Below are 21,651 nucleotides of genomic sequence, written 5' to 3'. Positions count from 1 at the left end.
AGGCCCTTTCGGTTCCTGTTACCCCCATCGCTCAAGGCGATAGTCCCTTCTCCTTTCAGAGAGGTTCAACACTACTACGGGTTCGTCTGCCATCCTCCTCCGCTTCACCAGTCCTTGGGTCTCCCCTTGTTCCGGCTTACCCATTTTGGGACGAGTGAGGACTTCCCCGGGTAAGACATACAGCTTTCTTCCGAATCCTGCCATCCAAACCTGTAGAGTTGGAGCTCGGGCTTACCCATTCTCGGCAAGGTTACCCACTCTACCGGCCAACACTGGTTCACTTTCGTTCAGTTCCGGATTTTGCCTTAGGCTTCCTTCAGATTCACCGTTACCAGTGACACCCTTGCCCTCAGCTAATGCTTATTCCGCTCCCCGCATTCGGGACTTTCACCCTATAGTTGTATGTCATGCCGGGCACACCGTAACAATCCCGAAGGGATTCGGAGGGCCGCGCAGCGGCTACCGGTTCTCGACTCTCGGTTATCGATCTTTTACTCCCACTACCATCATCTTCTGCAATTTCCTTCTTTTTTCGTTTTTTCAACGAATATGTTTTCACCGGTTTCAGGGTCGAGTTCCGTGTAATACATTGCTGTGGATAGGGTAGCAGGAGTCGGCGTGAAGATTTGAACCTGTTGAGGTTTATATCCCATTTTCCTTATTGCGTACCTTTTTAGCTTTTTCATATCCTCAACGGTTGAACCGGGGTGCGCCGCGATGAAGTACCCGATTAGATAGATTTTCTTGTTTCCCTTCACTCTTTCAAACTCTTTTATGAAGCGGTCTAAAACATCTTTTCCCGGTTTTCCCATAAGTCGGAGAACCCTCGCGGAGATATGTTCCGGAGCAATCTTCAGCTGTCCAGAAACGTGATACAGAACCAATTCTCTCAAAAATTCTCTGCCGTGTTTTTTGTCCGCAAGGATCAGGTCGTATCTTATTCCAGAAGACACGAACACGTGTTTTACACCCTTCAGATTCCTGAGTTTTCTGAGTAGGTTCAAGTACCGGGAATGGTCAACCTTCAATGCAGGACACACATGAGGAAGTAGGCAACGTTTGTCTTTACACGCGCCATGTTTATGCTTTTTTTCACAGTCATAACCATACATGTTTGCGGTTGGGCCACCCACATCAGTTATAACTCCTTTGAAATCCGGGTCTTTTGTGAGCCGCCTGGTCTCTTTGATTATCGATTTTTCGCTTCTGCTTACGATGTATTTGCCCTGGTGCAGCGTGAGGGCACAGAAATTGCATTCTCCGTAACATCCTCGATGGCTGGTGATTGAAAACTTAACGGTTTCCAGCGCTTTCACGTGGCCTTTCTTGAGACAGTGGGGATGAACCTTGCGTGTGTATGGAAGCGAATAGACCCAGTCAAGTTCTTCAGTGGTGGAAAGTACCGGAGGGTTTTGGATAACGTACCGGGTATCCTGCCTTTGATATATCACTCTTCCATTCACAGGATCGGTTTCGCGATACAGGATCTTAAAGGCCTGAAGATAGGCGTATCGATCAGAGGATACCTCATCATATGAAGGAAGTTCGATTCCCGATTCTGGTTTTTTTGAACTCCAGTAAACGGTTCCCGGAATATCTTTAGGTATTTCTCCGGTATCTCTGAGTTTTTCAGCTATTTTTATTATGCTTTTTTCAGCCATTCCATAAGCGATTAGATCAGCTTTGGAATCGACGAGCACGGGCTTTCTAACGCGATTAGACCACCAATCGTAATGGGCAAACCTTCTCAAGCTCGCTTCTATTCCACCAAGAATGATAGGAACATCTTTGAACACGCTGCGGACAAGGTTGGAATAGACGATTGTGGCTCTGTCCGGCCTTTTACCACCGAAACCACCGGGTGTATAATCATCTCTTTTTCTCTTCTTTCTTGATGCTGTGTAATTCGCCACCAGCGAATCCACATTGCCTGCTGTGATGCCAAAGAAAAGCTTCGGTTTTCCTAATTTGGTTATCTCTTCAGGGTTTTTCCAATCGGGTTGTGAGATGACTCCGGCTTTAAACCCTTTAGCTTCAAGTACTCTTGCTATAATTGCTACACCAAAGGAAGGATGATCTACATATGCATCACCGGTTATCAGTATGACATCGAGCTGATCCCAGCCTCGTGCCTTCATTTCTTCCCGTGTCATAGGTATATGCTGCATTACGGGATTTACCTCCTTCTGCAATCGTCGAACTCAGCGCAAAAGGTGAGTGCTTATTTCAGGAAGCAACCTCGGCTGTTTCTAAAATAAAACTGGAGAGTGAGGCCGTAAGCCGGATTCTGTTTTAGGTGGTCATCTATCTGGGAGGTACGTTACCGTACCCCTCAAGCGTCCTACCCGAGAGGGATTCGGTGGGCGACCTCAAACCCTCTCTGCTTGGACTTGCTCCGGATGGGGGTTGCCAAGCATCCGGGTCACCCCGGACCTGGTGGGCTCTTACCCCACCGTTCCACCCTTGCCTTAACGGCGGTCTTCTTCTCTATGGCCCTTACCGGGGATCACTCCCCCTGGGTGTTACCCAGCATCCTCGCCCAAGGAGTCCGGACTTTCCTCGGCTAACGCCGCGACCACCCGCCTCACTCTCCAGTCAACACTTTAATCATAACCATTATCTGTTAAGGTAGTTAAATCTTCCTCCCTGAAGTCTGTTTTCCTCTTTCATCTTCTTCTCGATTCTATTTATTATCTCTATCTTGGGAAGACCCCAATTTGCAAAGAGTGTTCCTTCTTTTGGCGGATCCGCAACAAGCCTGTGAATCACAATCTCCGGATCCAGAAACTCCAAAAAGGTGATAACCCTTTCTATGTATTCATGTAAATCGCATATCTGAATGAGCCCTTTTTTGTACATTTTTCCGAGTGCAGTGCCTTCAACCACGTAGAGAGAATGTATCTTTACTCCGTCAACGCTCAACGCCGACAGAATCTTAGCGGTTTCTATTACGTCTGTCATGGTATCCCATGGCAAGTTTACGATAACATGGGCTACCACTTCAAGACCATGTTTTTTAGCTCTGATTACGGCATCTATAAATTCTGCGAGGGTATGACCACGATTCAGTTTTTTCAGAGTCCAGAAATTCGCTGTTTGTAAACCAAATTCTATTATAACGTCGAGTTTTTCTTTATAGCTCTCAAGTAATTCTAAAGTCTCTTCGCTTGCGAGATCGGGACGTGTCGATACGTCAAGGATTACTATGTCGTCAGAGATGGCTGAATCGTATAATTCTTTCAATTTTTTGACGGGTGCGTAGGTGTTGGAGTTCGCCTGGAAATATGCCATGTATTTTTTTATACCTTTTGCACGCAGCTTTTCTATTCTTTCTAACATCTGCTCCCTTATACTCTTCTGACCGTCAACGCTGAAACCGCTGCCGGTTGGATCGCAATAAATACAACCGCCCCGTCCCTTGGTTCCGTTTTTGTTGGGACAGGTAAAACCGGCATCTATCGGTATTCTATAAACCACTTCACCATAACGTTCTATGAGATAACCTTTCAGGTGCCTGTAAGGTTTATGATTCAATTGAACGTTTCAACTCCTTCATAAAGGATTTGAACTTTCTGGCGGTTTCTTTCACTGAATTTTCGGTACCTCTGAATATATAGACCCATTTGCCGTTAAACCACGCGTAAATATATTCGTTAAAAACCTCACCTTTGAGCTCTCCATAGACTAAGGGAATGGCACTCAACGCCGTTCTTAAGGTGCTGAAATTTTCTCTTCCCCAACTATACCAGAAGCTAGTAGCATCAGAGACTTTCTCAAAATGTATGACGTATATCTCAACAACATTTGTCCCTTTTGCAAGCCGCTTATGCAAAAAAACAGAATCGGTCAAAGAAAAACCATCAAGGGTTCCGTCAAGAACGACCTCTGTTGTAAGTTCCATGTAGCCTTCCATAGAGAAACCAACATAATTCGAAGGTGTGAGTTCTCGAAAGGTAACTCCACAAGATCCCACAAAAACCACCAGGAACGTAAGAAACAAGATTTTTTTTAAATCGCGAATTTTCATCAGAACACCTCCGATGGAGAATCCTCAGATCAACCTACCCGCAAAAGGCTTTTACCTTGTGGAAAAGGTCATTCCCACTCATGATTCTGTTTGCATCCGCTGTTTTTTCCAGTTTCTCCAGGAGTTCCGCATAAGGCTGCCCTGTTTCAGGATTCGTAAGATATGGATCAATCTCCAACAATGGCTTGATGACGAAAATACGGTTCTCCATATCGTAGTGGGGGATTTTTAAATTCTCGTCTTCGTACACTATTTTATCGAAAAGGAGTATGTCTATATCTATTGTTCTCGGTCCCCATCTCATTTCTCGCTTTCTTCCCAGCAGTTTCTCGACAGACATAGTCCTTTTCAAAAGCTCCTCCGGGGTCCCGGAAAAATCAAACAGTCCAACACAGTTCAAAAATGGCTCCTGTTCAGTATAACCATAAGGCTCCGTTTCATATATAGACGACAGGGAAAGTAGTTCAATTTCTCTCTCTGCCAATAAACAGATACTCTTCACTATGTAACTCAATCTATCTCCAATGTTACTACCAAATGCAAGATAAACATCAGACATGACTTAACAGTCTCTCCTTTACTCTCCAGCTTTTTTCTTTCAGCAGTTTGAGTTGTGCGATACTCAAACTCTCTTCCCACCAGTAGGGAAGCAAAGAATTATCAAGCAACAATGGATCTATTTCAGCAGGCAGTCTCCTTGAATCCACCAGTTCCCGCCATTCAGGAGTACCGGGAATAGGGGTGTATTCATTAATATTGGGAATAACCCCGAGTTCTTCGCAATGGTTAATCGCTCTTTCCACATCCTCAAAGGTTTGACCGGGTAGATTCGCTATTATGTATGCGCTGAGTTCCTTTGCTGTAAACCCTGCAGCTTTCAGTATATTGACGGCTTTTATAAATTCTTCATTGCTTACCTTTCCGCCGGTTTTCAACTGAAGCTCATCATTGGCGGTTTCATAACCGAGTTTTATGGTTTTGAAGTTGGTCTCCTTCATCAGTACCGCAAGTTCTTCATCAACGAGTCGAGCGTGTATGCCGTTTGGGAGGTGAAATCTAAGGTTAAAACCGCGTTCCTTTATCATCTTGAGTAGTGTCTTGAAGTTTTGCCCTATCAGGATCGCATCGTCAAAGAACACCACATCGGAAAGCCCGTACATCGCGTTCAAATGCTCGATTTCTTCCAGGGTTTTTTCGGGTGATTTTTGATTAAAACGTTCCCATAATTTCCAGCTGGTGCAGTAACTACACCTGAAAGGGCATCCTGTACTCGTTATAAGAACAACGTAGTTTAACTCTGGATAGTTAGAATAATCGGGGCTTAAATCGTCTAACCAATTATCGTTAAGATCCACATCGATTCCGATAAAATGCAGGGCTCTTTTCACGGGGACGATCCCTGTACCCGGGGAAACAAAATCCGCACCGGAATGGTTTTTGGCATGTTCTGGCAGTATAGAAGCGTAAACCCCACCAAGTACAACCGGAATTTCTGGAAGCTCTTCTTTTATAACCCGTATAGTATCGCTGACACCATAATGCCAGTAGGTCATCATCGAGGTCACAAAAACAGCATCAACATCTTTTAATTCTCTCAGTTTCTTTCGAAACAGATCTTCGGGTAACCCGTATCTTTTGAACAACCTTGGAATATTTTTCATTGACTCCGGCGGTTGTATGACTTCATGATAAAAGTTACCAGTACCGTAATATCTATCCTTTATCTTTCCACCTAAATAACGCACCAGATCCGGATCGTGTCTGTACAAACAATCAATTAATACAGGCTCTATCCCCGCAGATCTAAGCATAGAAGAGATATAAAGTAAACCCACAGGTTTTAGCCAGTAATCATAAGCTGAAACATCTTCTATCCACGGGTTAACCAGCAGAATTTTTTTCAAGTTTTCTCACCCGTTCGCAAAAAACTGCGATTCCCTTTAGCGTTAGATCGGAATCAAGTATGTCAAAAAAACCATTTCCGATATTGAACATTGGCGAATTACCTCCGGTTGCGATCACGGGAATTTTATCGCCAAGTTCTTCCTTTACTTTGGAGATTATAGCCTTCAAAGCGTAATACGTGCCGTTTACCACACCGATTCTTATATTGTCTTCTGTATTTTTCCCTATATGGTTTTCTACATAAAACAAATCAACCTCAGGTAATTTAGCTGTCTTTGAAAACAAAGCTCTCATGGCCATCATAGGGCCGGGTAAAATAGCTCCTCCTATGAAGGCGCCATCTTTCAGGACATCTACGGTTATAGCTGTTCCGGTATCGATTACTATGGCGTCCTTACCATAAAACTCGTGGGCCCCTATAACGTTTGCCACCCTATCCGCGCCTATTTCGGATGGGAAATCGACATCCCATTTCACACCGATTCCATCTATCGCGGTAACGAGCACCGGATCAAGTTCCAGGTATTTTCTGCCAAAGTAGTGAAAAATACTGTTGAGTCTTGGAACAACAGACGCAACGCATATATCTTCGATGCTCTTCAAATCAACATTCCCGGCTTCAAGAAGCTGTTTCAAAACAACGTACATCTCATCTTCCGTTTCCAGCCTGCCGGTAGATATTCTCCAATTTTTCAGTATTTTTCCTCTGTTCCATATGCCAAACACCGTATTCGTGTTTCCAACATCAGCAACTAGCTTCATAAAATCCCTCCAGTTCAATGTTATCACGTCGGCGCCCTTACTACCACCGCACCTCCAGGAAAATCCATTTTTGAGCACCTGCAGAAAATGATACTCGCTAACGCTGTTATAAAGCGAAAATACGCGATTCAAATTATTTTAATCATTTACACCCCTTGAACATATGGAATCTGAATGCTATAATGTTTTCGCCAGTGCAGCCTGGTGACTTTGGCTGTGGGAGACCCGCTAGCTCAGCAGGCAGAGCACCTGACTTTTAATCAGGGGGTCGTGGGTTCGAATCCCACGCGGGTCACCAGCGAGAGTGGCGGAACTGGCAGACGCGCTGGACTTAGAATCCAGTGAGCGTAGAAGCTCGTGAGGGTTCAAGTCCCTCCTCTCGCACCAACGTCAGTCGTCACTCTTGTCTGAGTAACCTATGCAAGCGGAAGTAGCTCAGCGGTAGAGCACCTGCTTGCCAAGCAGGGGGTCGCGGGTTCGAATCCCGTCTTCCGCTCCAAAAGCGCCCAATAGGGCGCTTTTGTTTTTTTATACCTTGCCTTCCAGATTGAATATCTGCAACAAGCTTTTGGTTTCAATAACGTATGTGGTAACATAGTAAGGTATCCGAACCATGCCTCAGGAGGTGATACGGTGAATTTTCTTGTCGTTCCTCTCTTCGAAGAATTGAAACGGGAAGAAACATTGGGAAACTTCAAGAAAGCAAAAAACATGATTTCAGAAAGGTTGGATTCTTCATCACTCCCATCTTTACTCAGAAAACGCCTTGAATTTGAACTCGAAAGAATTGACAGGGTAATCAAAAACTATCCCTTCACCGAAGAAGCTGCTAAGAAAAAACTTTTTGACTCAATTAAGGATTTTTCCGAGGAAGAATACATGATGTTGATGGATAAGGGAATACTGGACTACATCATCATTGAGGGTGAAAAGAGATTCGAAGAGAGATTTTTCGAGAACCTTGTTTTCGCCTTGCAAGAATACAAAAGCAGGGTAAAACAAAATGAAAAATTAAAAAAAGCACGTGAGATTCTACACAAGCGCATTGAAGCTCTGTTAGCCGGAGATAAGCCGAAAACATACAGAGTTACGGCAGAAATAAAGGTATCTCCAAAACTGGAGAAGATAAGGGGGAAGAAAGTTAGATGCTGGTTGCCTTTCCCAAAAGTTGAGGCTCAGGTCATTGAAGCAAAGCTGCTTGAAACAAGCCACAGTGAATATTTTATAGCACCCAACGAAGCTCCTCACCGTACCATTTATATGGAAGATGAACTCAGGGATGGTCTTGAGTTCCGAGTGAGATTCGAGTATGTGATAAGAGAGCAATTCAACTCTATAGACCCGGAGAAAGTAAAAACGTCCTTCGTACCAAAATTTTCTGAATACCTTCTGGAAGAACCACCTCACATTGTTTTTACCCCTTATCTGAAGAATCTTACAGAAGAAATAGTTGGGGACGAATTGAATCCGTATTTGAGGGCAAAAAAGATATATGAATGGATCACGCACAATGTTCGTTATTCATACATGCATCCGTACGCTCTCTACGAGAATATCCCCATGTTCGTGGCAACCAATCTAAAAGGTGATTGTGGCGCTCAGGCCGTACTTTTTATAACAATGTGCAGGATAGCAGGAATCCCTGCAAGATGGCAATCCGGGTGGTATGCCAACCCTATTTTCGCCTCCCCGCACGATTGGACGATGTTCTATGTAGAACCGTACGGATGGCTTCCCGCTGACCTGTCTTTCGGTGGAATAAGAACTGATAAACCGGAAGAGATTTCAAAGTTTTATTTCGGGAACCTCGATGCTTTCAGAATGGTTGCAAATTCAAAATTTATGGCCGATTTTCAGCCTGCGAAGAATTTCTGGCGCTCAGATCCTTATGACAATCAGGTTGGAGAGCTGGAAACAGAACTTGAAAATATCTACAACGATGCTTTCACTTATGAAATGAAGGTACTTTCTTTCGAAGAGATTTGAAAAACAAAATATTTCTCGGGGAGGAAAGAGTATGGGAAAGATAGTCGATGTGAAGTTTTTGGTAAAGGAATACGATTATGAAAAACCCTTTCATATCGCCAACAACATCTCAACCAGCAGCACAAATGTAGAAGTGCAGATAGTACTTGACAATGGTCTAGTTGGTTATGGAGAAGCTGCCCCATCTTACAGGGTGAACGGAGAACGAGTTGAAACCTTCCCGTCTCTGGAGCCTTTTGTTAAAGAACAACTTATTGGAATGGATGTAAGAAATTACAAGCGCATCTTTGACATCATGGATGGCTTGCGCTGCGCTTCCAGTTTAAAAGCTGCTGTGCAATTCGCTGCTCTGGATGCCATTAGCGTTGAAAGCGGGTTGCCTGTACATCAACTGTTAGGCGGAGCAAAAGACGAAATAGAAACAGATAAAACCGTCAGCATCGATACCATAGAAAACATGGTCAAAGACGCGAAGGAAATATACGATTCAGGATTCCGCGTGATAAAGATAAAGGTCGGGGAAAATCTGAAGAAGGATATTGAGACGCTGGAAGCTATCGCTGAAGTGACAAAGGAAGCAAAATACATTGTAGACGCGAACACGGGTTATACCCCCAAGGAAGCCATTGCGTTTGCAAAGGCCCTCTATTCCAAAGGCATAGATATAGACGTATTCGAACAACCCGTACCGGCTGAAAGTATAGAAGGGCTAAAATTGGTCAGGTTCAATTCACCTTTCCCAGTCGCGGCCGACGAAAGCGCAAGAACAAGATACGACGTTTTGAGACTCATACGGGAAGAAGCCGTTGATTTTGTGAATATAAAGCTGATGAAGTCAGGAATCTCCGACGCCCTTGCCATCGTGGAAATGGCGAATACCGCGAAGATTCAGTTGATGATAGGTTGTATGGGTGAATCCAGTGTTGGAATAAATCAGAGCGTTCAATTTGCGCTGGGAACAGGAGCCTTCGTATTCCATGACCTCGATTCTCACCTGATGCTTAAAGAAGAGCAATTTAGAGGAAAGTTTAAACAGGATGGGCCGAAGATGATTGTTCGTTAAATAAAAAAGGGTGGTTTATCCGCCATTTTTTATGTTGGAAATTTTACGTCTTTTATGAAGTTTGCTGGTATAATGAAAAGGTACCTGTGCGGTCAGGTATTAAATTGTGATATCGAAAGGAGAAAACTATGCCAGAAGCAAAAAAGGGCGACACCGTAAAAGTACATTATACCGGAAGATTCGAGGACGGAGAGATCTTTGATTCCTCCACTGGAAAAGAGCCGTTAGAATTCACCATCGGTAAAGGAGAGGTAATTCCCGGATTTGAAGAAGCGATCATAGGAATGAATACAGGGGAATCGAAGACAGTAAAAATTCCACCGGAAAAAGCTTATGGTCCTCGATACGATGAACTCGTTTTGACGGTTGAACGTTCACGTTTTCCGGATGATATGGAGCCACAGTTAGGTCAACAACTTCAGTTGAGACAACCGGATGGCAGAACCTTCATAGTAACCATCACCGACATCAACGAAACAGCGGTAACGCTCGATGCGAACCACCCACTAGCGGGAAAAGATCTCGTATTTGAAATCAACCTCATAGAGATCGTTTGAAATGAACGACAACAGCAAAGCTCTGCCCGGGAATCCCCCGGCAGAGCTTTGTTATTTGTCAAAGGTCAAAATAAAGCTGGTATTCCGCGGGACTTGGCACGCTGTTGACATATCTCGCTTCTTCTTCCTTCACTAAAATCCATTGCCTGATAAGCTCATCCGGAAAACCGGGTTTCAAAAACTCATTGTCTTCCTTAAGACCTCTTAATGATTCTTCTAAACTTGAAGGAAAGAAGCGGATCTTATTTCTATATTCGTCGTTCATGTTGTAGATATTGGTTTCGATGGGACCAAATCCAAGCTCTTTATGGTCGAGTTTCTGTTTGACTCCGTCCACACCCGCAAGCAGCATGGCCGCTATTCCATAGTATGGATTGCAGCTGGCGTCTATCGTCCTGAATTCTATCCTTGCTTTATGCTTATCTTTAACGTAACCAGGAATTCTTACAGCCGCGCTTCTGTTCCCCTTAGCAAAAACAGCACATATAGGCGCTTCGAATCCTGGAACGAGCCTTCTGTAAGAGTTAGTCGATGGGTTGGTAAAGGCCAGAAGCGCTCCAGTCAACGAATGTTTCAGAATCCCCGAGGTGTACTGTAAAGCCATTTCCCCAAGTCCACAATAAATATCACCGGCGAACAGGTTTTTACCTGTTCCATCTACAAGGTACTGGTGAATGTGCATACCGTTTCCGGCTTCCTCGAAAAGCGGTTTGGGCATAAAGGTAACCTTTAGGTTGTAACGGGAAGCCAGGTTTTGAAGAATGTACCTGGCAAGGATTATTGAATCTGCACTATTCAAGGCATTTTGAAAACGAAACTCTATTTCGTGTTGCGCAGAACTCACTTCATGATGATGGTATTTAACTGGAATTCCAATCGAATTCATAATCATAACGGCTTCGTTTCTGAAATTCGCCATGGCATCCGCAGGGGGGCACCTATGATATCCCATCTTCCGCTCAACAACATTCGCATTTGAAAACTCTCCGCTATTCCAGAAACCTTCGGCAACATCGACCTTAAAATAAGCCTGATTTTCCGAAACTCTGTAACTCATTCCTTCAAAGATGTGAAATTCCAGTTCCGGGCCTAGCATCGCATCTGCAGCTCCAATGGATTTCAGTTTCTCAAGCGTCGCTCTTAGAACGTTTCTGGGATAGTGTTCAAAGGGCTTGCGATCTTCTGTTCTGAGAACATCGCAGAAAAAAGAAAGGGTTTTGCGCTCAAAGAAGGGATCTTCAAAGGCAGTATCTGGATCCGGCAGCATTATCATATCGCTGTTTTCTATAGAGGAATAACCAAAGTTGGAGGCATCAAAACCAACGCCTTCTTCAAAAAGCTCGTCGGTCAACCGATCTCCGGGAAGAATTACGTGCCGCACCCTTCCAATAATATCGATAACTTTCAAATCAATAAAATCTATGTTTCCAACATATTTCCTCAACGAGTCTTTCATACCGTACCTCCTGTCAAGTTTTATTGGTTGCATCAAAAATTCTAATTCCTGTTGCATCCTTTATTCAAACCCAATATGCGTTATAGGCGTAAAATATGCTTTTTCAAGGTCGAAAGAACTCTTTGGCACGTGCTAATACGCAGCTATCCTGAACGTCTATCTTTCAATGTATAAAAGCGAAATATTCAAGAAACAATTTCTTAGAAAATCAGTGTAAAACTTAATTGGAGGGTCTTTAGTACAAATTCGAGTTACAGCATATTGCGCCCTGTCATGTTATAATTCAACACGAATATGTTCGTATCGAAAGGAGGAAAAACCGTGTCTAAGAAGTACGTATACTTTTTCGGAAAAGGCAGGGCTGAGGGAGACGCTTCTATGAAGCAGCTCCTCGGTGGTAAAGGCGCGAACCTCGCTGAAATGGTGCGCCTTGGAGTTCCCGTACCACCTGGTTTTACAATCTCCACTGAAGTCTGTAAATATTACTACGACCATGGAAAAACGTATCCTGAAGAGCTAAAGGATCAGGTACTCAAAGCTATGAAAGAACTCGAGGAAGCTACTGGAAAGGTCTTTGGTTCTCCTGAAAATCCTCTCCTTGTTTCCGTTAGATCTGGTGCCGCAGTTTCTATGCCTGGTATGATGGACACAATCCTCAACCTTGGCTTGAACGACGAAACCGTTGAAGGTATGATAAAGTCCACAAATAATCCAAGATTCTGCTACGATGCCTACCGCAGGTTTATGCAGATGTTTGGCGATGTTGTTCTGAACATCAAGCATGAGTACTTCGAAGAGGAACTCAATAAAGTCAAGACCGAAAAAGGTGTCAAGCTGGATACCGATCTTGATGCCGATGACCTCAAAAAGGTTGTAGAAAGATACAAAGAGGTTTATAAGAAAGCAGGACACAAATTCCCGCAGGATCCATGGGATCAGCTCTGGAAGGCTATCGATGCCGTCTTTGGAAGCTGGATGAATGAAAGGGCCATTAAGTACAGAGAACTTAACGGCATAAAGGAAGGTTCTCTCCTAGGTACGGCTGTCAACGTTGTTGCGATGGTTTTCGGTAACATGGGCGAAGACAGTGGTACCGGCGTTGCCTTTACAAGAGATCCAAACACCGGTGAAAAGAAGTACTACGGAGAATATCTCCCAAACGCCCAGGGTGAAGACGTTGTTGCCGGTATAAGAACCCCATATCCTCTGACAAAACTCGAAGAAATGATGCCGGACGTTTATAAACAGCTCCTCGATATATTCGAGAAACTTGAAAAGCACTACAGGGATATGCAGGATATAGAATTTACCATTGAACGTGGAAAACTCTATCTCCTCCAGACAAGAACAGGAAAGAGAACCCCATTCGCCGCTGTGAGGATCGCTGTCGATATGGCAGAAGAAGGGCTCATAACCAAAGAAGAAGCCATTATGAGGGTCTCCCCAGATCACATCGAAACCCTGCTGCACCCCTACTTTGAACCCGAAACCAAGAAAAACGCTTCCCTTCTCGCTAAGGGTATAGCCGCTTCTCCGGGAGCAGCAACGGGAATCATTGTCTTTGATCCTGCAGAAGCCGAAAGAATGGTCAAAGAGGAAAACAAACAGGTAATCCTTGTCAGACCCGAAACGTCTCCGGAAGATATAGCCGGAATGGCAGCAGCTGAAGGTATCCTCACATCCACCGGCGGTAAAACCTCTCACGCCGCTGTTGTTGCCAGAGGTATGGGCAAACCCTGTATTGTTGGCTGTGAAGCTATCGAGGTGGACGAAAAGGCTGGCGTTATAAGAATAGATGGCAAAGAGATTAAGGAGTTCTCCTGGCTCAGTATAGACGGAACGACGGGTGAGGTATTCGACGGCAAGCTTGCCACCGTGAAACCTCAGGGACTTGAAGGACCTCTCGCAAAGATATTGCAATGGGCCGACGAGATCAGAAAACTCGGTGTCAGGACCAACGCTGATACCCCGAGAGACGCGACGGTTGCCAGAAACTTCGGCGCTGAAGGTATCGGTCTGTGTAGAACAGAGCATATGTTCTTCGAAGAAGAGAGAATCCCCGTCGTTAGACAAATGATTGTAGCCAAGACAAAGGAACAGCGCGAAATAGCTCTTGAAAAACTTCTCCCAATGCAGCAGGAAGACTTTGTTGGACTATTCAAGGCAATGGAAGGTTATCCTGTTACAATCAGACTTCTCGACCCACCTCTTCACGAGTTCCTACCGAAGGAAGACGAGGACATCAAAGCCCTTGCGGAAGAAATGGGACTCTCCTACGAAGAGCTCAAGGCAACTGTTGAAGAACTCCACGAGTTCAACCCGATGATGGGACACAGAGGCTGCCGTTTAAGTATTACATATCCAGAGATCGCTGTCATGCAGACCAAAGCAATTATCGGTGCAGCCATTCAGGTGCTCAAAGAAGAAGGAAAAACGGTCATTCCTGAAATAATGATTCCTCTTGTTGGTCACATTAACGAACTGAAGTATCTCAAAAAGATAATTACCGAAACCGCCGATAAGATGATAGAAGAAGCTGGTGTGGATCTGCAGTACAAGGTGGGAACAATGATCGAAATTCCAAGAGCTGCTCTCACTGCAGACGAAATAGCAACCGAAGCTGAATTCTTCAGTTTCGGAACAAATGACCTCACACAGATGACCTTCGGATTCAGCCGTGACGACTACGGAAAGTTCGTAAAAGAATACATAGAAAAGGGCATTCTCGAGGTTGATCCATTCCAGAAACTCGACAGAACTGGTGTCGGCCAGCTCGTTAAGATGGGTACCGAAAAGGGCAGGTCAACAAGACCAAACCTGAAAGTTGGTATCTGTGGCGAGCACGGAGGCGAACCCTCTTCAATTGAATTCTGTCATATAACCGGTCTCGACTACGTGAGCTGCTCTCCTTACAGAGTACCCGTTGCAAGACTTGCCGCTGCTCAGGCAGCAATAAAGCATGGTAAATAATGAACACTATTGCCGCGACTCCAATGCGGGTCGCGGCTTTATTTTTTTGGAGGGTTGATGATGCTGGAAGCGATCCTTAAATTCGTTAGCTCAACGGGGTTCGCACATATTTCGTGGCAAAACCTCGTTATGTTTGGAATCGCCGGCGCACTTTTGTACATCGCCGTTGCAAAAGAGGCCGAACCTCTTCTTCTTATCCCCATTGCCTTCGGAATGATTCTGGCCAACATCCCAAACGAGGTAACCGGTCTTTTCGATCCGGGAATGGGACTCATGTGGTTCATTCAACAGGGCCTCTTCAAAGGATTCTATCCCCCTCTTATCTTTCTGGGCATCGGTGCCCTCACAGATTTTTCTTTTATGCTTGCCAATCCAAAGACTATATTCCTCGGCGCAGCAGCCCAGGTGGGAATTTTTGTGACCTTCATAGTTGCAAGATTGATGGGTTTCTCTTTTGCTGACGCCGCGTCAATAGGTATCATCGGTGGTGCTGATGGTCCCACATCGATCTACGTTGCATCCCAATTCAACTCTCCCTATCTTTCGATAATCGCCATCGCTGCATACTCTTACATCGCCCTTATCCCCGTCATACAACCACCGATAATGAAACTTCTTACCACCAAAAAAGAAAGAAAGATAAAGATGGGTATGCAGTTAAGACACGTTTCAAAGCTCGAACGAATGATCTTCCCAATTGCCAGCACGATAATAATCGCGCTACTCGTTCCAAAGGCATTACCTCTTATTGGCATGTTGATGCTGGGAAATTTCCTGCGCGAATGTGGGGTGGCAAAATGGCTGGTAGAAGCGGCTTCCAAGTATATTGAATATACCGTTATAATACTTTTATGTCTCTCAGTTGGCGCGACCGCGGAAGGAAGAGTTTTTTTGTCTTTGAACAGCTTAAAGATTGTTGGGCTGGGAGCAGCGGCTTTTATCATCGCTACTGCTTCTGGTATTATATTCGCGAAGGTGATGAATCTTTTCAGTAAACATAAAGTCAACCCGTTGATAGGTGCAGCCGGGGTATCTGCCGTTCCTGATTCAGCAAGGGTTGCACAGCGTGTGGCACAAAAGGACGATCCAACTAACTATATCTTAATGCACGCTATGGGACCGAATGTAGCTGGAGTAATAGGTTCTGCAATAGCAGCAGGTGTTTTTCTATCCATAATTGGTGTCTAATGGAGGGTACGCTTGATGGCGGAGAAAAAGAAATATGACATTATTTTCAACCATTCCTATTGTAAGATGTGTGGAATATGTTACTGGATATGTCCAACCAAAACTATCACTCGTGGAGAACTGGGAAAACCACTCGTTCCCGATCCCGACACTTGTATTGGTTGCTTGATATGTGAAAATGCCTGTCCGGATTTCGCGATAAACGTTGTCGAACGTGAGGCGGTGAAAGAGAATGGGTAAATTTGTACTCCTGCAGGGGGATGAAGCCTGTGCACTGGGTGCTATAAAAGCTGGGTGTAGGTTCTTTGCCGGTTATCCCATTACACCCGCAACTGAAATAGCGGAAACCATGTCTAGGGAACTCCCAAAGGTTGGTGGAACCTTCATTCAAATGGAAGATGAAATAGCCAGCGCAGCGGCAATCGTTGGTGCTTCCCTGGCCGGTCAAAAATCAATGACAGCTACAAGCGGGCCTGGCTTTAGCTTAATGCAGGAAGTGATAGGATACGCTTCTATGACCGAAACCCCTGTGGTCATAGTGGATGTTCAGCGCGGTGGCCCTTCAACAGGGATGCCAACAAAACCCGCTCAGGGAGATATCATGCAGGCTCGATGGGGAACACATGGGGATCACCAGATAATCGCTTTGTATCCGTCAACGGTTGAAGAAGTTTATAGATACATAGTTACTGCTTTTAACTACGCAGAAAAATACAGAACTCCAGTCATTTTCCTTATGGACGAGATTCTCGGTCATATGAGAGAAAGTATCTATCTACCACCTGATTCCGAACTTATCTCATTGAAGAGAGTCAGCGAAAAAGAAATAGAAGATGACGAACTTTTCCATCCCTTCAAAGGTGATGATTTAATGCTCACTGCCCCACTTGTCGAAATGGGAAAAACCAAGTTCCATGTATCCGGGCTTGTACACGACGAATCCGGTTTCCCTGTGGGGGCCCCCCTTGATGCCGACAGGCTTTTGCGCAGACTTGACCACAAAATCAGGTTGCACGCTGATGAAATCGTAAAATACGACGAATATATGGTTGATGACGCAGAAATTCTCGTTATTGCTTATGGTTCCGTAGCCAGAAGTGCTATCAGAGCAGTGCGGATTGCCAGAGAAGATAAAATAAACGTCGGTTTATTCAAACCGATTACAATCTGGCCGTTCCCCACAACAAGGTTAAGACAGCTGCTAAAAAAAGTCAGTGCGGTTATAATCGCTGAGATGAATCTCGGTCAAATAGTCTACGAAGTGTCAAGGGTGAACAGAAGAACCAATACGCAAATTGAATTGCTCAGCAAAGTAAATGGTGAGCTGATAAGCCCACAGGAAATACTGGATGTAATCGCCAAAGTTAAGTCCTCCATTCTGGACCTATGATGAGTTAGATCGCAACATACAAAAGATGTTGAAAACAGTTCTTAATAGTTTTGAAAAACGTTTCGCTGTGTGATAAAATGGTTTAGGAGTTGTGTGTAAATCCGTAAAGGCTTACCGTGTAAAGCACGGGAGTTTGAGCATATTTGAGATCGGGATTCTCGATCGTTTAGCCTAAAAGCTTCTCACTCCAATGAGAAGTAATTTACACCGATTTCATGCAAAAGGAGGCAGTCTGGATGGAGGTTTTGAAAGTCAGTTCTAAATCAAATCCCAACAAAGTTGCTGGTGCTATTGCTGGTGTTCTTTCGAAAGACGATCAGGTCGAACTTCAGGCCATCGGTGCAGGTGCTGTTAATCAGGCAGTCAAAGCGGTGGCAATCGCTTCCAGATTTCTAAGTGAGAAGGGTACGGAAGTCTTTATGATCCCTGGATTTGTAGAAATCCAGATTGGTGACGAAATGAGAACAGGAATTACTTTGAGGGTGGTCGCAAAAAAAGACGAGGCTGAAAAAACAGGCGAATAATAATATTGATGAAAGATAGCCACTGTTCCCGAATACATAGAGGGAAAAACAAGCTCCGTTCATTGAAAAAGGTGTGTGTAGTTTGGACTAAATCATTAGCGGCATATAAGCCGCCGGGTTGTTGTGGAAATTGCGGAGCGTTGTGTTTACAAGGTTTAGGATTATACGGCCGTTAAAACTAAACACATCTTTTGTCGAATAAGGAATGATTCGCTATTTACAAAGCAAGGAGGAAAGATGAAAAAACTTAACGTTGGTGGACAGGCCGTTATTGAAGGTGTGATGATAAAAGGTAAGAGAACGGTTGTGTCTGTTCGTGACCCTGATGGAAATATCGTTACAAAAAGTATTGAGGGGGCCGTTAAGAACCGGTCCCTCTTTTCTATCTGGTTTCTCAGAGGAATAATTGTTCTTTACGAAGCCCTGTACATAGGCACCAAAGCTCTTGGAATATCCGCTGAGATAAGTGGAGAAGGTGAATTGACTAAAAAGGATTTCGTTGTGACATTCATCATAGCCTTTGTCATGGCTATAGGTATGTTTGCACTGGGGCCTTTGTTGCTGGCTCAACTGCTTGTCCCCAAAAGTAACGCTGGAATTTTTGCCCTGGTAGAGGGACTCATAAGAGGAGCATTTTTCATCGCCTATGTCTGGGTTATTTCGTTGTTCAAAGACGTTCAGAGAGTCTTTCAATATCATGGTGCCGAACATAAGGCGGTTTACACCTACGAAAACAATGAGGAATTAACCGTCGAAAACGCGCGCAAGTATTCAACGCTGCATCCAAGGTGTGGAACGAGTTTTCTGATTTTAACACTCTTTTTCGCCATCATTGTGTTCGCCATTCTTGGAGCTTTTGTAGAGTTGAATTTTCTCGGAAAATTTATAACGAGGATTATTTTCATTCCCATTGTGGCTTCGTTAACCTATGAATTTCAAAGGTTGACAGCAAAAATAATCAAAACCCCCTTTGGTAAAATTCTTGCAGCTCCTGGTTTGTTATTCCAAAGAATAACAACAAAAGAGCCAGATGACAAGCAACTGGAAGTAGCTCTAACCGCTGTGAAAGAATCTCTAAAAGACGATTAAGTTTCTTCCATTAAAACAACGGTGCCTGGACGGCACCGTTGTTTTTTTGAAATGTTTTATTTTTAAGTCAAGTATGAGGCTTTTTCACATGATATAATCATTGCAAAACCACATAAGGAGGGAAACAATGGAGAAACTCGGCACACGATATAACCCCTCTGACCTTGAAAAAAAATGGTATAACTACTGGCTGGAAAAAGGTTACTTCAAACCAAAGGGAAAAGGTGACTCATTCACAATCGTTATTCCACCACCAAATATAACTGGTAGCATCCACATGGGTCATGCCCTTAATCTCACCCTGCAAGATATTTTAATCAGGTATAAAAGGATGAGAGGTTTTAATACGTTATGGGTCCCGGGTGAAGACCATGCGGGAATAGCTACACAGAATGCTGTTGAGCGTTCCCTCGCTTCGAAAGGAATCAATAGAGAGGAACTTGGAAGAGAGAAATTTCTCGAAGAAGTCTGGGACTGGGTAAATACGTACAGAAAACGAATTGTTACTCAAATAAAGGCGATTGGTGCATCGTGCGACTGGTCAAGAGAGAGATTCACCCTGGACGAAGGTTTGAGTAAGGCTGTTCGTAAGGCCTTTGTTACCCTTTATAAAGAAGGGCTCATCTACAGAGGAAAATACATCGTTAATTGGTGTCCACGCTGCAAAACAGTCCTCTCGGATGAAGAAGTGGAACATGAAGACGAGAAAGGTGCATTTTATTACATCAGATATCCCCTGAAAGACGAAGAAAGTTACGTGATCATTGCAACCACAAGACCTGAAACGATGCTTGCAGATACCGCCGTTGCGGTACATCCTTCAGATGAACGCTATAAGGACCTTGTCGGGAAGACCGTGATTTTACCTCTCGTAGGAAGAGAATTACCGGTAATAGCCGATCATTATGTGGATCCTTCTTTCGGTACCGGGTGTTTGAAGGTTACTCCCGCTCATGACCCCAACGATTTTCAAATAGGTTTGAGACACAAACTCGATATAGTTGAGGTAATTGATAAAGACGCTAAGATAAACGAAAATGGCGGAAAATATGCTGGAATGGACAGATATGAAGCAAGGAAGGCTATCGTAAAAGATCTTGAAGAACAAGGGTATCTTGAAAAGATCGAATCAATGACTCATGCCGTCGGCAAATGTTACCGCTGCCATACAGTTGTTGAACCTTCTCTGTCTGACCAGTGGTACGTCAAAATCGGTCCCCTCGCTGAAAGGGCAAAAAAAGCCGTTGAAGACGGCGAAGTCGTTTTCTTCCCAGAACGCTGGAAGAAGGTTTACCTGAACTGGATGAACGAAATCAGAGATTGGTGTATTTCAAGGCAGTTGTGGTGGGGACACAGGATACCTGTCTGGTACTGTAATGATTGCGGCGAGATAATCGTCGAAGAAGATGATCCGACAAGCTGTCCTAAATGTGGTTCAAAATCCTTAAGACAGGATGAAGACGTTCTCGACACGTGGTTCAGTTCGCAATTATGGCCCTTCACGACCCTCGGATGGCCGGGAGAAACCGAAGATCTCAAAACCTTTTACCCAACATCTGTTCTCGTCACGGGGTTTGATATCATATTCTTCTGGGTAGCCAGAATGATAATGGCAGGCTACCACTTCACCGGAGAAAAGCCTTTCTCCGACGTTTACATACATCAACTAGTCAGGGACAAACACGGTAGAAAAATGTCAAAATCCCTTGGAAATGGTATAGACCCACTTGATGTTATCGAGGAATATGGAGCGGATCCAATGAGATTCACTTTGTCCATGTTAGCAGCCCAGGGAAGGGATATCAAACTCGATCCAAGGTTTTTTGACACTTATAAGCGCTTTGCCAATAAAATCTGGAACGCCTCAAGATTCGCAATAATGAACCTTGATAATTACGTACCGATAGAACTTACAGAGGAAACCCTTGAACTCGAAGATCGCTGGATTCTCTCCAGGCTTCAAAGAACCATTGAACAGGTCACAGATGCAATGGAGAATTACGATTTCAACATAGCCGCTAAAGCTATATACTCTTTCTTCTGGAATGAGTTCTGCGACTGGTACATCGAAACTGTCAAGCCGAGACTCCGTGAAAACGGAATGACAAAGCATGTCGCACAAAATGTTCTTGTAAAGGTTTTGGATCAATCCCTGAGGCTCCTGCATCCATTCATGCCCTTTATCACAGAAGAATTGTGGCAGAAGCTTCCAGTTGGCGGCGAAGCCATAATTATCAGTGACTGGCCGGCTGTGGATGATTCTTTGATTAATTCCCCCGCCGAGGAAGAGTTTGGAAGAATCATGAGTATAGTCAGAGGAATAAGAAACGTCAAAGCCGAAATGAATATCCCGCCGTCCACGAAGGTAAAGATTTATTACATAGGCACGGAACTTTCCAAACGTTCCTGTAACATCATATCCAATCTATCAAATTCCCATGAATTGGAACATAAAGCAGAAAAGGTCGCTGGAAGCGCAACTGCATACAGCGATGATAATTTGCACGTCTATGTGGAGCTTGTTGAGATTGACCTCGAAGCTGAATTGAAAAGGCTTGAAGCAAAATTGGCAAAAGAAGAGAAAGAATTGGAAAGGCTCGAGAAAAAACTTGCAAATAGGAATTTCGTCGAAAGAGCTCCGGAAGAGGTTGTTGAGGAAACAAAAGAAAAACTGAAAGCTGCCAAAAGCAATTGTGATAGGCTCAAAAAAATTATAGATGATTTGAAGTGACTG

Annotated in this window: 17 protein-coding genes, 3 tRNA genes and 1 other RNA gene; 13 read left to right on the top strand and 8 right to left on the bottom strand. The window is 44.2% G+C overall.

Features of this window, described 5'->3' with window-relative positions; genetic code table 11:
• Nucleotides 1-506 precede the first annotated feature (506 nt).
• The 7 genes from KOLE_RS08875 to KOLE_RS08850 form a co-directional block, all read right to left on the bottom strand.
• Nucleotides 507-2,168 carry a YgiQ family radical SAM protein gene (locus KOLE_RS08875; protein ID WP_015869083.1) on the bottom strand — a complete coding sequence of 554 codons (1,662 nt, stop codon included), beginning with the start codon at nucleotides 2,166-2,168 and terminating at the stop codon, nucleotides 507-509.
• A 92-nt stretch (nucleotides 2,169-2,260) separates the two neighbouring features.
• Nucleotides 2,261-2,591: RNase P RNA component class A (gene rnpB / locus KOLE_RS11285), an RNA gene on the bottom strand.
• Between the two features lie 25 nt (nucleotides 2,592-2,616).
• Complete coding sequence (mnmL, locus tag KOLE_RS08870) at nucleotides 2,617-3,534, bottom strand: tRNA modification radical SAM protein MnmL/YtqA (RefSeq protein WP_015869082.1); 918 nt, start codon at nucleotides 3,532-3,534, stop codon at nucleotides 2,617-2,619.
• Nucleotides 3,524-4,027 (bottom strand): hypothetical protein, encoded by a 504-nt coding sequence (locus tag KOLE_RS08865; RefSeq protein WP_015869081.1) that lies wholly within the window; start codon nucleotides 4,025-4,027, stop codon nucleotides 3,524-3,526. Before KOLE_RS08865 ends, mnmL begins: the two co-directional genes overlap by 11 nt.
• A 34-nt stretch (nucleotides 4,028-4,061) precedes the next feature.
• Nucleotides 4,062-4,586 (bottom strand): 2-amino-4-hydroxy-6-hydroxymethyldihydropteridine diphosphokinase, encoded by a 525-nt coding sequence (gene folK, locus KOLE_RS08860; protein ID WP_015869080.1) that lies wholly within the window; start codon nucleotides 4,584-4,586, stop codon nucleotides 4,062-4,064.
• Nucleotides 4,579-5,931, bottom strand: coding sequence for a B12-binding domain-containing radical SAM protein (locus tag KOLE_RS08855; protein ID WP_015869079.1), 1,353 nt, complete (start codon nucleotides 5,929-5,931; stop codon nucleotides 4,579-4,581). Before KOLE_RS08855 ends, folK begins: the two co-directional genes overlap by 8 nt.
• Nucleotides 5,909-6,694, bottom strand: coding sequence for a type III pantothenate kinase (locus KOLE_RS08850; protein WP_015869078.1), 786 nt, complete (start codon nucleotides 6,692-6,694; stop codon nucleotides 5,909-5,911). Before KOLE_RS08850 ends, KOLE_RS08855 begins: the two co-directional genes overlap by 23 nt.
• A gap of 222 nt (nucleotides 6,695-6,916) precedes the next feature.
• Between KOLE_RS08850 and KOLE_RS08845 the strand changes: the two genes are divergently transcribed.
• From KOLE_RS08845 to KOLE_RS08820, 6 genes are all read left to right on the top strand, one after another.
• Nucleotides 6,917-6,992 (top strand) — tRNA-Lys (locus KOLE_RS08845).
• A tRNA-Leu gene (locus KOLE_RS08840) sits at nucleotides 6,993-7,081 on the top strand.
• A 37-nt stretch (nucleotides 7,082-7,118) separates the two neighbouring features.
• A tRNA-Gly gene (locus tag KOLE_RS08835) sits at nucleotides 7,119-7,193 on the top strand.
• 134 nt (nucleotides 7,194-7,327) lie between these two features.
• Nucleotides 7,328-8,680, top strand: coding sequence for a transglutaminase-like domain-containing protein (locus KOLE_RS08830; protein ID WP_015869077.1), 1,353 nt, complete (start codon nucleotides 7,328-7,330; stop codon nucleotides 8,678-8,680).
• Between the two features lie 31 nt (nucleotides 8,681-8,711).
• Nucleotides 8,712-9,743 (top strand): L-Ala-D/L-Glu epimerase, encoded by a 1,032-nt coding sequence (locus KOLE_RS08825; protein WP_015869076.1) that lies wholly within the window; start codon nucleotides 8,712-8,714, stop codon nucleotides 9,741-9,743.
• 128 nt (nucleotides 9,744-9,871) lie between these two features.
• Nucleotides 9,872-10,300: an FKBP-type peptidyl-prolyl cis-trans isomerase gene (locus KOLE_RS08820; RefSeq protein WP_015869075.1), complete on the top strand. Its 429-nt coding sequence runs from the start codon at nucleotides 9,872-9,874 to the stop codon at nucleotides 10,298-10,300.
• A gap of 58 nt (nucleotides 10,301-10,358) precedes the next feature.
• On the opposite strand, the gene glnA is transcribed toward KOLE_RS08820, so the two are convergent.
• A complete protein-coding gene (gene glnA, locus KOLE_RS08815; RefSeq protein WP_015869074.1) occupies nucleotides 10,359-11,756 on the bottom strand; it encodes a type I glutamate--ammonia ligase in 1,398 nt (465 codons plus the stop codon).
• A 321-nt stretch (nucleotides 11,757-12,077) separates the two neighbouring features.
• Here glnA and ppdK point away from each other — a divergent pair, with 321 nt between their 5' ends.
• The 7 genes from ppdK to KOLE_RS08780 all read left to right on the top strand — a co-directional run bounded on the left by ppdK (nucleotide 12,078) and on the right by KOLE_RS08780 (nucleotide 21,648).
• Nucleotides 12,078-14,726, top strand: a complete 2,649-nt coding sequence (ppdK, locus tag KOLE_RS08810) for a pyruvate, phosphate dikinase (protein ID WP_015869073.1) — start codon at nucleotides 12,078-12,080, stop codon at nucleotides 14,724-14,726.
• Between the two features lie 60 nt (nucleotides 14,727-14,786).
• Nucleotides 14,787-15,914 carry a sodium ion-translocating decarboxylase subunit beta gene (locus tag KOLE_RS08805; protein WP_015869072.1) on the top strand — a complete coding sequence of 376 codons (1,128 nt, stop codon included), beginning with the start codon at nucleotides 14,787-14,789 and terminating at the stop codon, nucleotides 15,912-15,914.
• A 15-nt stretch (nucleotides 15,915-15,929) separates the two neighbouring features.
• Entirely contained in the window at nucleotides 15,930-16,154 is a 225-nt protein-coding gene (locus tag KOLE_RS08800) for an ATP-binding protein (protein ID WP_015869071.1), read from the top strand.
• The gene (locus KOLE_RS08795; protein WP_015869070.1) at nucleotides 16,147-17,304 is read left to right on the top strand and encodes a 2-oxoacid:acceptor oxidoreductase subunit alpha; all 1,158 of its coding nucleotides are present in this window, start codon (nucleotides 16,147-16,149) and stop codon (nucleotides 17,302-17,304) included. The genes KOLE_RS08800 and KOLE_RS08795 overlap by 8 nt, the downstream gene beginning before the upstream one ends.
• A 236-nt stretch (nucleotides 17,305-17,540) precedes the next feature.
• Complete coding sequence (locus tag KOLE_RS08790; RefSeq protein ID WP_015869069.1) at nucleotides 17,541-17,828, top strand: stage V sporulation protein S; 288 nt, start codon at nucleotides 17,541-17,543, stop codon at nucleotides 17,826-17,828.
• 237 nt (nucleotides 17,829-18,065) lie between these two features.
• Nucleotides 18,066-18,917, top strand: coding sequence for a DUF1385 domain-containing protein (locus KOLE_RS08785; RefSeq protein ID WP_015869068.1), 852 nt, complete (start codon nucleotides 18,066-18,068; stop codon nucleotides 18,915-18,917).
• A gap of 127 nt (nucleotides 18,918-19,044) precedes the next feature.
• Nucleotides 19,045-21,648 (top strand): valine--tRNA ligase, encoded by a 2,604-nt coding sequence (locus tag KOLE_RS08780; RefSeq protein ID WP_015869067.1) that lies wholly within the window; start codon nucleotides 19,045-19,047, stop codon nucleotides 21,646-21,648.
• The last annotated feature ends 3 nt before the right edge of the window (nucleotides 21,649-21,651 follow it).

The sequence above is a fragment of the Kosmotoga olearia TBF 19.5.1 genome (genome assembly GCF_000023325.1).
Taxonomy (GTDB): domain Bacteria; phylum Thermotogota; class Thermotogae; order Petrotogales; family Kosmotogaceae; genus Kosmotoga; species Kosmotoga olearia.
This window is presented reverse-complemented; position numbering and strand designations above follow the sequence as displayed.

What these genes read in the sequence shown, in the direction of transcription:
- KOLE_RS08875 (WP_015869083.1), bottom strand. Translation starts at nt 2,168, where the DNA reads ATGCAGCATATACCTATGACACGGGAAGAAATGAAGGCACGAGGCTGG.
- KOLE_RS08865 (WP_015869081.1), bottom strand. Translation starts at nt 4,027, where the DNA reads ATGAAAATTCGCGATTTAAAAAAAATCTTGTTTCTTACGTTCCTGGTG.
- folK (WP_015869080.1), bottom strand. Translation starts at nt 4,586, where the DNA reads ATGTCTGATGTTTATCTTGCATTTGGTAGTAACATTGGAGATAGATTG.
- KOLE_RS08850 (WP_015869078.1), bottom strand. Translation starts at nt 6,694, where the DNA reads ATGAAGCTAGTTGCTGATGTTGGAAACACGAATACGGTGTTTGGCATA.
- KOLE_RS08825 (WP_015869076.1), top strand. Translation starts at nt 8,712, where the DNA reads ATGGGAAAGATAGTCGATGTGAAGTTTTTGGTAAAGGAATACGATTAT.
- KOLE_RS08820 (WP_015869075.1), top strand. Translation starts at nt 9,872, where the DNA reads ATGCCAGAAGCAAAAAAGGGCGACACCGTAAAAGTACATTATACCGGA.
- glnA (WP_015869074.1), bottom strand. Translation starts at nt 11,756, where the DNA reads ATGAAAGACTCGTTGAGGAAATATGTTGGAAACATAGATTTTATTGAT.
- KOLE_RS08805 (WP_015869072.1), top strand. Translation starts at nt 14,787, where the DNA reads ATGCTGGAAGCGATCCTTAAATTCGTTAGCTCAACGGGGTTCGCACAT.
- KOLE_RS08800 (WP_015869071.1), top strand. Translation starts at nt 15,930, where the DNA reads ATGGCGGAGAAAAAGAAATATGACATTATTTTCAACCATTCCTATTGT.
- KOLE_RS08795 (WP_015869070.1), top strand. Translation starts at nt 16,147, where the DNA reads ATGGGTAAATTTGTACTCCTGCAGGGGGATGAAGCCTGTGCACTGGGT.
- KOLE_RS08790 (WP_015869069.1), top strand. Translation starts at nt 17,541, where the DNA reads ATGGAGGTTTTGAAAGTCAGTTCTAAATCAAATCCCAACAAAGTTGCT.
- KOLE_RS08785 (WP_015869068.1), top strand. Translation starts at nt 18,066, where the DNA reads ATGAAAAAACTTAACGTTGGTGGACAGGCCGTTATTGAAGGTGTGATG.
- KOLE_RS08780 (WP_015869067.1), top strand. Translation starts at nt 19,045, where the DNA reads ATGGAGAAACTCGGCACACGATATAACCCCTCTGACCTTGAAAAAAAA.